General features: G+C 62.9%; 12 protein-coding genes. 3 read left to right on the plus strand and 9 right to left on the minus strand.

What is annotated here, in order from left to right; all coding sequences use genetic code 11:
- Positions 1-37: 37 nt before the first annotated feature.
- The 8 genes from radA to rpsF form a co-directional block, all read right to left on the minus strand.
- Entirely contained in the window at positions 38-1,441 is a 1,404-nt protein-coding gene (gene radA, locus FJ960_RS11610) for a DNA repair protein RadA (RefSeq protein ID WP_027144129.1), read from the minus strand.
- 125 nt (positions 1,442-1,566) lie between these two features.
- Positions 1,567-3,057, minus strand: a complete 1,491-nt coding sequence (locus tag FJ960_RS11615) for a replicative DNA helicase (RefSeq protein WP_027144128.1) — start codon at positions 3,055-3,057, stop codon at positions 1,567-1,569.
- A 241-nt stretch (positions 3,058-3,298) separates the two neighbouring features.
- Positions 3,299-4,264 (minus strand): small ribosomal subunit Rsm22 family protein, encoded by a 966-nt coding sequence (locus tag FJ960_RS11620; protein ID WP_140714018.1) that lies wholly within the window; start codon positions 4,262-4,264, stop codon positions 3,299-3,301.
- 3 nt (positions 4,265-4,267) lie between these two features.
- The gene (locus tag FJ960_RS11625) at positions 4,268-4,591 is read right to left on the minus strand and encodes a YnfA family protein (RefSeq protein WP_140509840.1); all 324 of its coding nucleotides are present in this window, start codon (positions 4,589-4,591) and stop codon (positions 4,268-4,270) included.
- Positions 4,592-4,680: 89 nt separating this feature from the next.
- Positions 4,681-6,009 carry a cyclopropane-fatty-acyl-phospholipid synthase family protein gene (locus FJ960_RS11630; protein ID WP_140509842.1) on the minus strand — a complete coding sequence of 443 codons (1,329 nt, stop codon included), beginning with the start codon at positions 6,007-6,009 and terminating at the stop codon, positions 4,681-4,683.
- Positions 6,010-6,170: 161 nt separating this feature from the next.
- On the minus strand, positions 6,171-6,755 hold the full coding sequence (gene rplI, locus FJ960_RS11635; protein ID WP_027144124.1) for a 50S ribosomal protein L9: 585 nt from the start codon (positions 6,753-6,755) through the stop codon (positions 6,171-6,173).
- Between the two features lie 215 nt (positions 6,756-6,970).
- Positions 6,971-7,219, minus strand: a complete 249-nt coding sequence (rpsR, locus tag FJ960_RS11640) for a 30S ribosomal protein S18 (protein WP_006203718.1) — start codon at positions 7,217-7,219, stop codon at positions 6,971-6,973.
- Entirely contained in the window at positions 7,219-7,707 is a 489-nt protein-coding gene (gene rpsF / locus FJ960_RS11645) for a 30S ribosomal protein S6 (RefSeq protein ID WP_027144123.1), read from the minus strand. The genes rpsR and rpsF overlap by 1 nt, the downstream gene beginning before the upstream one ends.
- Positions 7,708-8,170: 463 nt before the next feature.
- Between rpsF and FJ960_RS11650 the strand changes: the two genes are divergently transcribed.
- Positions 8,171-9,811, plus strand: a complete 1,641-nt coding sequence (locus FJ960_RS11650; protein ID WP_140714021.1) for a pilus assembly protein — start codon at positions 8,171-8,173, stop codon at positions 9,809-9,811.
- 42 nt (positions 9,812-9,853) lie between these two features.
- Here FJ960_RS11650 and FJ960_RS11655 read toward each other — a convergent pair whose 3' ends face one another.
- Positions 9,854-11,815: an LTA synthase family protein gene (locus FJ960_RS11655; RefSeq protein WP_181174212.1), complete on the minus strand. Its 1,962-nt coding sequence runs from the start codon at positions 11,813-11,815 to the stop codon at positions 9,854-9,856.
- Between the two features lie 245 nt (positions 11,816-12,060).
- Here FJ960_RS11655 and fabD point away from each other — a divergent pair, with 245 nt between their 5' ends.
- Positions 12,061-13,014: an ACP S-malonyltransferase gene (gene fabD / locus FJ960_RS11660; protein WP_140714023.1), complete on the plus strand. Its 954-nt coding sequence runs from the start codon at positions 12,061-12,063 to the stop codon at positions 13,012-13,014.
- A gap of 57 nt (positions 13,015-13,071) precedes the next feature.
- Positions 13,072-13,809, plus strand: a complete 738-nt coding sequence (fabG, locus tag FJ960_RS11665) for a 3-oxoacyl-[acyl-carrier-protein] reductase (RefSeq protein WP_140509847.1) — start codon at positions 13,072-13,074, stop codon at positions 13,807-13,809.
- The last annotated feature ends 152 nt before the right edge of the window (positions 13,810-13,961 follow it).

Raw genomic sequence — 13,961 nt, forward strand, 5'->3', positions numbered from 1 at the left:
CCACTCCGATCTCATTTTCACGGCTCGGCGAGCCGCGTCACTCTTCATCGTCGACACGGCTGCGCCGTGAGCCGGCTATGCGCGCCACGAGGTCGGCAAGCTCGGTGGGTTGGAAAGCGCCGGCCCCGATCCCTCCGGCAAGTTCCTCGCTGCCCAAGGGCAGAACCGCGCTACCAAAACCCAGCTTTTCGGCTTCCTTGAGGCGCTGCTGCGCATGCGCAACCGGCCTCACCGCGCCCGAAAGGCTGATTTCGCCGAAATAGACGCAATCGGCGGGAAGGGCAAGACCGGTGAGCGAGGAAACCAGTGCGGCGGCGACCGCGAGATCGGCCGCCGGCTCGCTGATGCGATAGCCGCCGGCGACGTTGAGATAGACGTCATGCTGCCCGAAACGGACACCGCAATGCGCCTCCAGCACCGCCAGCACCATCGACAACCGCGCGCCGTCCCAGCCGACCACCGCCCGGCGCGGCGTGCCGAGTGAGGAGGGTGCGACCAGCGCCTGGATCTCGACCAGAACGGGCCTGGTGCCTTCCATGCCGGCGAAAACCGCCGCTCCCGGCGATTTCGCGTGCCGTTCGCCAAGAAAAAGTTCGGACGGGTTGGAGACCTCGCGCAGACCCTTGTCCGACATTTCGAAGACACCGATCTCGTCGGTCGGTCCGAAGCGGTTCTTCACCGTGCGCAGGATGCGGAAGTGGTGGCCGCCTTCGCCCTCGAAATAGAGTACGCCGTCGACCATGTGCTCGACCACGCGCGGACCCGCTATCTGGCCCTCCTTGGTGACATGGCCGACCAGCACGATCGCGGCGCCCGTGGATTTCGCGTAGCGGATCATTGCCTGCGCGGCGGCGCGTACCTGGGTAACCGTGCCCGGCGCCGAATCGGCAAGATCGGTCCACAGTGTCTGGATCGAATCGAGGATAACCAGATCCGGCCGCTTGCCGTCGGCGATCGTGGCGAGGATGTCCTCGACATTGGTCTCGGCCGCCAGTTCCACGGGCGCCGACGCGACGCCGAGACGCTGCGCACGCAGCCTGATCTGGGCAACGGCCTCTTCGCCCGAGACATAGACGATGCGATGGCCCTTGGAGGCAAGAGCGGCCGCGGCCTGGGTGAGCAGCGTCGACTTGCCGATGCCGGGATCGCCGCCGACCAGCAGTGCCGAGCCGCGCACGAAGCCGCCGCCAGTGGCGCGGTCGAGTTCGCCGATGCCCGAGACGATGCGCGGTGCGTCCTCGATGTCGCCCGAAAGCGTGGTCAGCACCACGGCCCGGCCCTTGCGGGCATTGCGCGTGTTGGCAGGCCCCGAGCCGATGCCGCCCGACGTGCCTTCCTCGACCAGCGTGTTCCACTCGCCGCAGGCATCGCATTTGCCGGCCCAGCGCTGGTGCACCGAACCGCAATTCTGGCAGATGAACTGGACGCGGGATTTGGCCACGCTTTTACCTTCCCGCGCGCTTGCGGGCGCCGCGATCCTCCGCGCCCCCTTCTGTCCTGCCGAACAGAGGGAAGCGTCGTAGGACGCCTTGCTTCCGTATTTCTGTTGCGACCGCGGGCAAGAGGCTACTCAAACCTCTCCGCGATGTGGTGCTCTTCCGCCAAATCCGAGAAGCGGGTGAATTCGCCGTGGAAGGCGAGCGTGACCGAGCCGGTCGGCCCGTGGCGCTGCTTGGCCACGATCACTTCGGCCTTGCCGCGCATCTCGTTCATGTCATTTTCCCACTTGACGTATTCCTCGGTGCCGAGCTTCGGCTCGCGGTTCTTGAGGTAATATTCCTCGCGATAGACGAAGATGACGACGTCGGCGTCCTGCTCGATCGAACCGGATTCGCGCAGGTCGGAGAGCTGCGGGCGCTTGTCGTCGCGGCTTTCGACCTGACGCGAGAGCTGCGACAGCGCGATGATCGGCACGGCCAGTTCCTTGGCCAGCGCCTTCAGGCCCGTGGTGATCTCGGTGATTTCCTGCACGCGGTTCTGCGAAGACTTGGCGGATGAGCCCTGCATCAGTTGGATATAGTCGATGACGATCAGGTCGAGGCCACGCTGGCGCTTCAGGCGACGCGCGCGGGCAGACAACTGGGCAATGGAAATACCGCCGGTCTGGTCGATGAACAGCGGGATCTTCTGCATGGTCTGCGAACAGGCGACCAGCTTTTCGAAATCCATTTCGCTGATTTCGCCGCGGCGGATTTTCGAGGAAGAGATTTCCGTCTGTTCGGAAATGATACGGGTTGCGAGCTGTTCGGACGACATTTCGAGCGAGAAAAACCCGACGACGCCGCCATTGGCCGCCTTGAACGAGCCGTCGGCCTGCTGCGCCGGCTCGTACATCTCGGCAATGTTGAAGGCGATGTTGGTGGCGAGCGATGTCTTGCCCATGCCTGGACGGCCGGCGATGATGATCAGATCGGACGACTGCAGGCCGCCCATGCGGCGGTCGAGATCGCGCAAGCCGGTGGCAAGGCCCGACAGACCGCCGTCGCGCATATAGGCGGCGTTGGCCATGTCGACCGCGGTCTTGACCGCGTCGGTGAAGCTCTCGAAGCCGCCGTCATAGCGCCCGGTTTCAGCCAGCTCGAACAGGCGGCGCTCGGCGTCCTCGATCTGTTCGGAAGGCGACATGTCGACAGGTGCGTCATAGGCGATGTTGACCATGTCCTCGCCGACCGTAATCAGCGCCCGGCGCGTCGCCAAGTCATAGATGGCGCGGCCGTAATCGGTGGCGTTGACGACGGTGACAGCTTCCACCGCCAGCCGCACGACATATTGCGCCACCGTCATGTCGCCGACCTTTTCGTCGGCCGGCAGGAAGGTCTTCAGCGTGATCGGCGTCGCCGCCTTGCCCATGCGGATCAACTCGGCCGCGACGTCGAAGATCTTGCGGTGCAGGGGTTCATGGAAATGGCCGGACTTCAGGAAGTCGGACACTCGGTAGAAGGCATCGTTGTTGACGAGGATGGCGCCAAGCAGCGCCTGCTCGGCCTCGATGTTGTTGGGCGATTCGCGATAGAGCGGTTGCTCCGCGACGCCGAATTTTCGCGCTGCCTCTGCCATGATGTCCCCGATTTAGATCCCGGCCTTTCGATATCAGAACTGGACAAGTCGATGCTGACTTATCTGCAACAGCTCGTGTCGAAGCGGCCTTGATGCTCGCGATTCACAGCCAAAATTTTTCCGTGGAAAGAATCGCAATTGACACGAATCAAGAGTTGCGAGCTTAGCGTTTCTCGAAGGAGAACAAAACAGGAAAGTGGGCGATGATTGACACCGGATTGCAGAGCGTCTTCATTTCATCTCACGCCAGCGCATCGCCCCAGTCCAGCCGCCGCGCCACCTTGAAGGCGTCGCCGTCGCGTTTGGTGAAGAGCTTTTCGTCGGCATTGCCGTCTGCCTCGCATAATTTCAGCGACACCTTGCCGGATCCTGACTTCGGTGGCGCGATCACCCGTGCGGCGGGGGAGGCAGCCGGCTGGCGCGAAGCAGCGACATAGATGAATTTCTCGTCTTCCCACGGCACCTCCGCGTCCTTGGCCAGCCGGTGCAGGCGCGAGCGGGCGACGCGGCGGGCAAAGTGGCACCAGTCGGGTGGGTTGAGCGGGCAGGGTGCTTCGTGCGGGCAAGGCGCCAGCAGATGCGCGCCGGCGGCGATCAGTTGCTGGCGCACCGCCAGAATTCGCAGCCAGCCCGCCGGCGTGCCCGGCTCGACGATCAGCAACGTGTCCGTCGTGAGTTGCCACAGCCGATCGACCATTTTGGGCAAGGATGCCGGCACGATCTCGTCCAGCACATAAGCGCATGTGACGAGGTCGGCCGGTTGAAGATCGGCAAGGTCTGTCGTGACATCGCCGGCCTGCCAGATGGTCCGGGCCGCGATTGCGCCGGCCGCGAGCGTCTCGCCGATCTTGCGCACCGCGGCACTCGCCTCCAACAACGTTGCCAGTTCCAGTTCAGGCCAGAGATTGCTGGTGGCCCAAAGCACCGTACCAGGGCCGGCGCCAACGTCGAGCAAGGTCACAGGCGTGAAATCCGGCCGGGCTTCGGCGAGTGCATCGAGGCTGGCGCGGACCGCCGCGTAGGTCGCCGGCATCCGCGTCGTCAGATAGGCCTTGACCGCCACGTCCTGCGCCATGTGCAGGCGCCCGTCGCGCAGTTCGGCGCGGTAGCGGTCGGACAGGATTTTTGCTGCCTGCTTCAGGTCCGGCAGCGGCACCTTTTCCAAAATGCGATCGACAGCCTGTCGAAGAGTGGCCGGCAGTTCCACGGCCTATGCCCCTCTCGGTGCGAGCAGGATGATCGAGGCGCCGGCCATGCAGAGCGCCGCACCGGCAAGGTCCCAGCGATCGGGCCGCACGCCCTCGACCAGCCACAACCAGGCGAGCGAGGCAGCGATGTAGATACCGCCGTAAGCGGCATAGGCGCGGCCGGCCGCACTGATGTCGACCAATGCCAGAAGCCAGGCGAACACAAGCAGCGAGGCAAAGCCCGGCAGCAGCCAGAGGGGCGACTTCTCCAGTCGCCACCACGCCCACACCGAAAAGCAGCCGGCGATCTCGGCCAGCGCCGCGGCTGTGTAGAGGAGATAGGTCATGAAAAAGGCCTCGCTTCGATCACGAGGCCCTTTTCGGGGCAGGAGCCGGCAATGGCAAGCGCCAATAATGCGTCCTGACAGCGCCGTTCCTATTCCGCCACCTTGCGTCGGCGGGCGGGCTTGGCGGGCTTCTCGGCGGGAGCTGCCTCGCGGCGGCCCATATCTTCACGGTGCCCCATATCTTCACGGTGCCCCATGTCGCGCATTTCCAGAGCTTTTTCGCATTTGGCCATATAGTCGCGCGTCATCGGCAGCGTGTCGTTCGTCTTGGTGATCTGGAACTGGAAAATCACCAGATCCTGCCAACGGAAGGCGGCTTCCGAGGCGGCCAGATAGAACTCCCACATGCGGCAGAAGCGTTCGTCATAGATAGCCTTGGCCTTGTCGCGATTGGCGGCGAAGCGCTGGCCCCAGTGCTTCAGCGTGTCGGCATAGTGGAGCCGCAGGATCTCGACGTCGGTGACCACGAGGCCGGACTTCTCGATCGCCGGCAGTACTTCGGACATTGCCGGAATGTAGCCGCCCGGGAAAATATACTTGCGGATGAAGGCGCTGGTCGCCCATGGCACGCCGGAGCGGCCGATCGTGTGCAGGAGCATGACACCATCAGGCTTCAGCAATGTTGCCGCCTTGTCGAAGAAGGTCCGGTAATGGTTGACGCCGACATGCTCGAACATGCCGACCGAGACGATGCGGTCGAAGCGTTCGTTGAGCTCGCGATAATCCTTCAGCTCGAAATGGACGTGGTTCTCCAGCCCTTGCGCATGCGCCCGGTCGGTGGCGACGCCATGCTGTTCGGTCGACAGCGTCACGCCTTGTACGTCGACGTCGAAGGCTTTGGCGAGGTAGAGGCCAAGCCCGCCCCAGCCGGAGCCGATGTCGAGCACCGTCTGGCCGGCCTTCAGCCGGAGTTTGGCGGCGATATGGCGCTTCTTGGCGGCCTGCGCCTCGTCCAGCGTCATGTCCGGTTGCTCGAAATAGGCGCAGGAATACTGCATGTCCTCATCGAGGAAGAGCCGGTAGAGCTCGCCCGACAGATCGTAGTGGCGCTGCACGTTGCGGCGCGAGCGCGAGGCGGTGTTGATCTGCTGCAGGCGGCGGAAGGCGTGGCGCAGGCCCTCGATGGCTTTCGACCAGGTTGCGTCGATGCCGCCGCTGCCCATGTTCTGGAAGGCAATGCGCATCAGTCCGAGCACGCCGCCTTCAAGAATGTCCAGCTCGCCGTCCATGTACGATTCAGGCACCGCCAGCATCGGGTCGAAGGTGATGGCGCGCTCGGCATGCCGGGTCTTGATGTGCATATGCACCGGCTCGCCGCTGCCGTCGCCGAAGATGAATGTCGAACCCTGCGGCCCGGTTACTTTGAGATTGCCCGTGCGCACCAGGCGGTCGAGAACGCGCTTCAACAGAATATTCATTGTCCGATGTCCCCTCGCGGTCAGACAGGCTGTCCTACTCTGCATCAATATATAGGGTTTCGAAAAGTTCCTTTTGGCACAAAAATGCCCGGGCGAGAGGCCCGGGCATTGGTCCAGAAATGGCTGGAAAGCGGTGGTCCGAGTGGCTCGGACCTGTGCGATCAGGCGTTTTCTTCGCCGCCTTCGAACTCGGCATTCGGATCGAAGAAGTTTTCCGGCCGCGCATTGTCGTTGATGTCGTCGCCGTAAATAGCTTCGGCGGTGGTCAGCGTCTCGCCCTTGGCCTGGCGTTCGGCCTCGTCGGCCGTGCGGGCGATGTTGAGCGTGATGGTGACTTCGACTTCCGGATGCAGGGCGATCGCCACATTGGTGACACCGATGGTCTTGATCGGCTGGTTGAGCTGGATCTGGTTGCGGTTGACCGTGAAGCCCTCCGTGATCAGCAGATCGGCGATGTCGCGCGTCGACACCGAACCGTAGAGCTGACCGGTCTCGCCGGCCGAGCGAACGGCGATGAAGCTCTTGCCGTCGAGCTTTTCGGCAACCTGCGCGGCTTCAGACTTGCGCTCGAGGTTGCGGGCTTCGAGCTGGGCGCGCTGGCCTTCGAATTTCTTCTTGTTGGCTTCGTTGGCGCGCAGCGCCTTGCCCTGCGGCAGCAGGAAGTTGCGGGCAAAACCGTCCTTGACCTTGACGGTATCGCCCATCTGGCCGAGGCGGGAGACGCGTTCGAGAAGAATGACGTCCATGATTATGTTCCTTTTGGTTGGGCGTCCGTCCACAAGGCCGGCGCCGAATTCTCTGGAACAGGTCAGGAAGCAAAAGGGCGTTGCCGCCGGTGTCGCTGTCCTGCCTGTCGCGGCAGTTAGAGGTTTTGACCTCAACTCGGGATTTGATGCCTAACCGGTCATGCCCGTCATGGCCGGCGATAAGGAACGGGCGGCGAACCGCCCGTTCGGAAGAACTAGCGAACCACGTAGGGCAGCAGGCCGAGGAAGCGGGCGCGCTTGATCGCCTTGGCGAGCTCGCGCTGCTTCTTCTGGCTGACGGCGGTGATGCGCGACGGCACGATCTTGCCGCGCTCGGAAATGTAGCGCTGCAGCAGACGCACATCCTTGTAGTCGATCTTCGGTGCGTTGGCGCCGGAGAACGGGCAGGTCTTGCGGCGGCGATGGAAAGGGCGCCGGGTCGGGATCTGGTTGATGTCGACCATTATTCTGCACCCCCTTCAAAACCTTCGCGCGGACGGCGCGGACCACGGTCGCCGCCTTCGCGATCGCCGAACGAACGCGGGCCACGATCGCCGCGGTCGCCGAAGCTGCGCGCCGGACGATCGCCACGGTCGCGATCGCCGAAGCCGCCGCGCTCGGAGCGCTCTTCGCGCTTCTGCATCATGGCCGAAGGGCCTTCCTCATGCGCCTCGACCTTGATGGTCAGGAAACGCAGCACGTCCTCGGACAGACCCATCTGGCGCTCCATCTCGTTGAGCGCCGCCGGCGGGCAGGTGAGGTCCATCAGCGTGTAGTATGCCTTCCGGTTCTTGTTGACCCGGTAGGTAAGGGACTTCAGTCCCCAGTTCTCGACCCGGCCGACGGACCCGCCATTTGCTGCGATGACGCCCTTGTACTGTTCGACAAGCGCATCGACCTGCTGCTGCGAGAGGTCCTGCCGGGCAAGAAACACATGTTCGTAAAGAGCCATTATGTATCAGTGCCTTTCTTCGTTTCTCTCCCGGTTCCCGGCGGCAAAAGCCTCTGCAACTTCTCTGACCCGCGTGTGCCTCGAAAGGCGCGGGGAAGAAAGGAGCATGACGAGACGGTCGAGAGCGGAGACACGGGAGGCGGAAGCGCTTCTGGCATCACACGAAGGTTCTAGAAAAAACCTCCGGCCCTCCGTTCAGCCCCCAGCTGGGACCGGCAGATTGGCGGCGTCTATACAGCAATCCGCTGATAAGGCAAGGGCAAGCGGCATCCCCGATGTCGCAGCCACCGCAAAATCAAGCTGCGGCGCGCGCAAGGCCTGGCGATTTTCCCGGCAACCGGCGCTTAACCACAATGTCAGCCTGCGCGGGTTGAGCCCCACCGTCAACGGTCGATTCATCATGCAACATACAAAAGACCGGGCAACCGCGCATATCAAGCGGCAGGCATTTCCGGGGGTAAGGATGCTTCTCAACAGATTCTGGCGCTCGAAGAGCGGCAATTTCGCGCTTCTGATGGGGTTGGGGCTGCCAGCCATTCTGTCAGCCGTGGCCTTCGCGACCGATGTCTCGACCATAATGCGGGCGAAGAGCAACCTGCAGAACGCGCTCGATTCCGCAAACCTTGCCTCGTCGCATCTTGGCGATCTGGACATTACCCGCACCGACGCCTTCAACCGCTATTTCCAGGCAAACATCGCCGGGCATGGCGAACTCGTCAACGCGCAGGCGACGCTGACCGTCGACAAGGGCGTCAATTTCATCAAGACCAAGGCGGTCGCCTCGGCCGACGTCAATCTGAACTTCGCTTTCCTGTTTGGCCAAAGCAAGCACATCGTGGTCGATGCCTCGGCGGTCGAATCGAACAGTCAGCTCGAAGTCGTGCTGGTGCTGGACAATACCGGCTCGATGCGCGGCGCCCGTATGACGGCGCTCAGGGCCGCGACCAAATCATTGCTCGATACTCTCGAATCGACAAAATCGCCGACGCGCCTGGTCCGTGCCTCACTGGTGCCATTCGTCACGGCCGTGAACGTCAACGGCGACGGGTTCGACCCGTCCTGGATCGATATGGACGGCAAATCCTCGACCAACGGCATAAATTTCCCCGTCATCGACGGCAAACGCCCGAACCACATGGCGCTGTTCAAGCAGCTCAAGGACACCGGATGGGCCGAGCCCGGATGGAACGACACGGGATGGAAGGGCTGCGTGGAGGCGCGGCCCGGCGCCTACAGCATTTCCGACACGCCGCCCGATCCGACCAAGCCCGACACGCTGTTCGTTCCCTATTTTGCGCCGGATGATCCCGGAGATGCGCAGATGCCGTCCAGCACTTATGGCAATGAGGCAAAATACTACAACAATTCTTATCTCGCCGACACCGGCGACACGGTCAAGCTGGACAAACAGAAAGGCAACAACCGGCTCGGCATCGACTTCAGCGGCCTCGGCAGCGATCCCGACAAAGCCACCAAGGAAAAAGTCGCCAAATATGTGGCGCCAGACAAGGAACTTATCACCGAGACAGGAACTTCCATCACCGTTGGCCCGAACCGTTCCTGCCCGACCCCTGTCGTTCCCTTGACCGAAGATTTCGACAAGCTGCGCAAGGCGGCAAGCCAGATAACCGAGTGGAACGGCTCGGGCACCAACGTGTCGGAGGGTCTGTCGTGGGGCATGCGTGTGCTGTCGCCCGCTCCGCCTTATACCGACGGGGCGCCGTGGAAGACGCCTGGTATCAGCAAGATCGTGCTGTTGCTCACCGACGGTGAGAATGTCGTCTATGGTGCCAGCGAACAGCCGACGAAATCCGACTACACATCCTATGGCTCTCTGGCGGGTGGCCGCTTCGGGTCGGATAACCAGGCCACGGCGGCCCGCAATGTCGACGGCTGGACCAAGAGCGTCTGCACGCAGTTGAAGAACGAGGCGGTGCAAATCTATACTCTGGTGCTGCAATCCGACACGCCCGCCAACCGTACGCTTTACAGCGCCTGCGCTTCCGACCCGAGCAACTATTATGCCGTCAATGACCCGACCAAACTGCCGGACGTGTTCCTGCAGATCGCCAACAAGTTCTCGAAGCTGCAATTGACGAATTGAACCGATGGCCCGAGAGCATCGGGCCTGAGCCGACCGGTCGGCTCAACTCGTATGGGAGACAACCTTGTCGACCGTTTCAGGGAAGAAGTCGGGTGCCGCGAGGCGTTTGCCGAACATCATGTCATATTGCAACAGACGGAAATCGCGGATCGCCGGGTCGATCTCCTTCTGCCGAGCCCAGTCGGACGTCGCCTCGCCCGTCGGCGTCAGCAACAAGTTGCGGTCGACGACGCGATAGCGCTCCCGCATCTCGCCCAGGAAACCGGTGTAGTAGGGGTGGGTGATGCCCGCGGCGGTCAGGATATGATAGGGCAGGAAGGCAGGGCTCACCGTCCCCAGATTCGCGACCGGGCCCGAGCGGTTCGACCAGATGATCAGCGGTGTCGCGTGGTGTTCGAGAGCCGCCTGCGGTGTCGGTTCCTTGCGTGGCGCGACATTGTCCTTCAGGAAGCCGGTCTCGACATAGACCGGTCCGAGCGGCGGCAGGTGGTCACCGAAAAAGGCGACAATCGTTGGCCGCTCGCGCGTCTTGGCCCATTCGATCAGCCGCTCGAGGCCGCGGTCCGCGTCGGCTGAACCCTCGGCGTAGGAGATCAGCGAGTCACGCGCCCACTGGCTGATCGGGGCTTGCACCGAGTGGGTCGGGTTTGAATAGCGGTTCGGTTCATACGGGCCATGGTTTTGCAGGCTGACGGCGAAGAAGAAGACCGGGTCGTCGCTGGCGTTGGCTTCGCGGATGATCTCGTCGGTCATCGCGGCGTCGGATGCCAGCGGTCCGCGCTTTTCCATGGGCGGCAGCGTCTCTTCCGATTTGAAGTCGTTGAAGCCGAAATCGGCATAGACCGCGCCGCGATTCCAGAACCAGTTTGTGCCTGGATGGATGGCGCGTGCCCTATAGCCTTCGCTCTTCAGGAAGGTCGCCATCGACGGCGTCGGGGTGCGTACATATTGCTGGTAGGGGATGCTGCCGGCCGGCAGGAAGGCGTTCGAGAACCCGGTAAGCGCTTCGAATTCGATGTTGGCGGTCATGCCGCCGAATTCAGGCGAGAACATCGAGCCCGAGCGGAGCGCCCGCACATTGGGGATCGGATCCGGGGTGATGGTGACGCCGGGCAGCTTGGTCGAATCCCAGAAGGATTCGCTCATGACGACGATGATGTCGGGCTTCTCGGTAGGTACCGAGGCCGTCACATTGGTTCGGTCAATGGCCGCAATTGCCTTGTCGGAATAGCCTGGTGGTGCCGAGACATGCGCCATCGGCACGTTGAGCGCGAAGGCGAGCGCAAAGCCGTTGGAGGCATAGTTTTCCTTCTGGTCCCACATGATGGGGATGATCTGCAGCCGGTCCCGCGTCCACGAGAAAGTGGCGTAGTCCATGATCGAGACGAAGAAGGCGAGCAGCGGCACCGCCATCGTCAGCCGGGCAAGGCGGCCCTTGTGGCTGAGGGCTGGAACCTTGCGGCGCCAAAGCCGCCAGCCGTAGACGAGCAGGGACAGGCCGGCTACGATGCCCGCGACCATGGCGAGCGCGGTCATAGGCCGCTCGCGCACCAGCAGCGGCAGCAGGGCGAAGATCTGGCGGGCATAGAGAAAATCCGTCGGATAGAGCGGATCGCCGAGATAATTCGATTTCTGGTGGCCGACAAAGGCCAGCGACAGGGTCAGCGGCGCCACGATCATCAGGCTCTGATGACTGCGCCCGAGGACCGCGTCGAGACCGATCAGGACCAGCGCGAACACGACGATGGTTGTCCAGCCCGGCTTGAACGGCTGCAGGAAGAAGGAAACGGTGCCGGCAACATCGCCGCGCACGATCAGTTCGATGGCGAACACCAGCACGGCCGAGATCGCCAGGCTGATCAGCCCGTAACGGACGACCGGCCATCGCCGGCCCGGCAGATAGCCGGTGGACGGATCGTCTTCCAGGAACTGCGGCACGGCGTTGCCGGCACGTTTGAAGCTCTTTGCCACTTTAACTTCCCACCCCAAGACAATCCACGTCATTCGATTGTCATATAATTGTCACGCAAAGCTAGCGCCTGTGACGAAAATAAGAAGAGCCAGCAAACGATTCGTGAGCGGTTTTCATCAGGTGTGATCGCCGCAAAGCCCTTTGGGAACAGGCGCTCGGCGCATGGTTCGGATTAGGCGCCGGGTTGAACCGGGCTTGACTTGGCGGCCTGCCTTGCGTCACAGGCAGGGAAAATTCGTAGCATCAGGCAAGCAAAACAAGTCTGGGGAGCCCTCGCATGGCCGTCGCATTCACCTTTCCAGGACAAGGAAGCCAGGCTGTCGGCATGGGCAAGGATCTTGCCGATGTCTTTCCAGAGGCGCGCAGGATCTTCCAGGAAGTCGATGACGCGCTTGGCGAAAACCTGTCGAAGCTGATCTGGGAAGGTCCCGAAGAGACCCTGACGCTGACGGCCAATGCGCAGCCGGCCCTCATGGCGGTATCGCTGGCGGCGATCAGGGCGCTGGAAGCGCGCGGTTTCTCGCTGAAGGACAAGGTCGCCTATGTCGCCGGCCATTCGCTGGGCGAATATTCGGCACTCGCCGCCGCCGGCTTCGTTTCCGTTGCCGATGCCGCCCGTCTGCTGCGCATTCGCGGCAACGCCATGCAGGCGGCGGTGCCGGCCGGCGAGGGCGCCATGGCGGCGATCATCGGATTGGAGCAGGCCGATGTCGAAGCTGCCTGTGCCGAGGCCGCCCTGGGCGCTGGCAAGGGCGCTGCCTGCCAGGTGGCGAACGACAATGGCGGCGGTCAGCTGGTCATATCAGGCACGAGAGCCGCGGTGGAACTGGCGGCGAGACTGTGCACCGAAAAGGGTGCCAAACGGGCCCTGATGCTGCAGGTTTCGGCGCCTTTCCATTCCGCGCTGATGACACCGGCGGTCGAGATCATGCGCGAGGCGCTGGCGAGCGTCGCGAGGGCCGCGCCGGTGGTGCCCATCGTCTCCAACGTCACCGTCACTCCGACTAGTGACCCCGATGAGATCGCACGGCGTCTGGTCGAACAGGTGGTTGCCCGCGTGCGCTGGCGCGAAACGGTGGAATGGTTCGGCGCCAACGGCGTCTCCACGCTTTACGAGATCGGCGCCGGCAAGGTGCTTTCGGGCCTGGCGCGGCGCATCAACCGCGACATCGCCACCGCCTCTGTAGGTTCCGCGGCCGAGGTCGAGGCGGCATTGGCGGCGCTTGCATAAAACGCCATTTGATACCATCCCTATGCGGGGTGCCCTCTTCTCAACCTGGAGACAAAAATGTTCGAATTGACCGGCCGCAAGGCGCTTGTCACCGGCGCAACGGGGGGCATCGGCGAGGCGATCGCCAGGGTGCTGCATGCGCAGGGCGCGATCGTCGGCCTGCACGGCACGCGCCTCGAGAAACTGGAAACGCTGGCCTCCGAACTGGGCGACCGGGTCAAGCTGTTCCCGGCCAACCTGTCGAACCGCGACGAGGTCAAGACACTCGGCCAGAAGGCGGAGGCCGATCTCGAGGGCGTCGACATTCTGGTCAACAATGCCGGCATCACCAAGGACGGCCTGTTCGTGCGCATGTCGGACGCCGACTGGGATACGGTGCTGGAGGTTAACCTCACCGCCGTTTTCAGGCTGACCCGTGAACTGACCCACCCGATGATGCGCCGCCGCCATGGCCGCATCATCAACATCACTTCGGTGGTCGGCGTGACCGGCAATCCCGGCCAGGCGAATTACTGTGCCTCCAAGGCCGGTATGATCGGCTTGTCGAAGTCGCTGGCGCAGGAGATCGCCACCCGCAACATCACCGTCAACTGCGTCGCTCCGGGCTTCATCGAATCGGCGATGACCGACAAGCTCAACGACAAGCAGAAAGAGGCGATCATGGCGGCGATCCCCACGAAGCGCATGGGCACCAGTGCCGAAGTGGCGTCCGCCGTTGCCTATCTGGCTTCGAACGAGGCCGCCTACGTAACCGGGCAGACCATTCATGTGAATGGCGGTATGGCGATGATCTGAGCGAGGATCTGAGCAAGGTCCGCGGTAACATCGCCGCGCTGTGAAAACCCACCATTTCGGCTTGGACCTTGGCTATTTTTCGTGTAATGCGGCCCGCAACCCGGCGGTTCGGGCAAAAACCGGTCCGTGGCCGTTGCGTTTCCGGCAGGACC

This window comes from Mesorhizobium sp. B2-3-11 (genome assembly GCF_006442215.1).
Classification (GTDB): Bacteria; Pseudomonadota; Alphaproteobacteria; order Rhizobiales; family Rhizobiaceae; genus Mesorhizobium; species Mesorhizobium salmacidum.

Coding starts and splice junctions, on each gene's coding strand:
- FJ960_RS11615 (WP_027144128.1), bottom strand. CDS start 3,057: ATGGCAGAGGCAGCGCGAAAATTCGGCGTCGCGGAGCAACCGCTCTAT.
- FJ960_RS11625 (WP_140509840.1), bottom strand. CDS start 4,591: ATGACCTATCTCCTCTACACAGCCGCGGCGCTGGCCGAGATCGCCGGC.
- FJ960_RS11630 (WP_140509842.1), bottom strand. CDS start 6,009: ATGAATATTCTGTTGAAGCGCGTTCTCGACCGCCTGGTGCGCACGGGC.
- rplI (WP_027144124.1), bottom strand. CDS start 6,755: ATGGACGTCATTCTTCTCGAACGCGTCTCCCGCCTCGGCCAGATGGGC.
- rpsR (WP_006203718.1), bottom strand. CDS start 7,219: ATGGTCGACATCAACCAGATCCCGACCCGGCGCCCTTTCCATCGCCGC.
- rpsF (WP_027144123.1), bottom strand. CDS start 7,707: ATGGCTCTTTACGAACATGTGTTTCTTGCCCGGCAGGACCTCTCGCAG.
- FJ960_RS11650 (WP_140714021.1), top strand. CDS start 8,171: ATGCTTCTCAACAGATTCTGGCGCTCGAAGAGCGGCAATTTCGCGCTT.
- FJ960_RS11655 (WP_181174212.1), bottom strand. CDS start 11,815: ATGACGTGGATTGTCTTGGGGTGGGAAGTTAAAGTGGCAAAGAGCTTC.
- fabD (WP_140714023.1), top strand. CDS start 12,061: ATGGCCGTCGCATTCACCTTTCCAGGACAAGGAAGCCAGGCTGTCGGC.
- fabG (WP_140509847.1), top strand. CDS start 13,072: ATGTTCGAATTGACCGGCCGCAAGGCGCTTGTCACCGGCGCAACGGGG.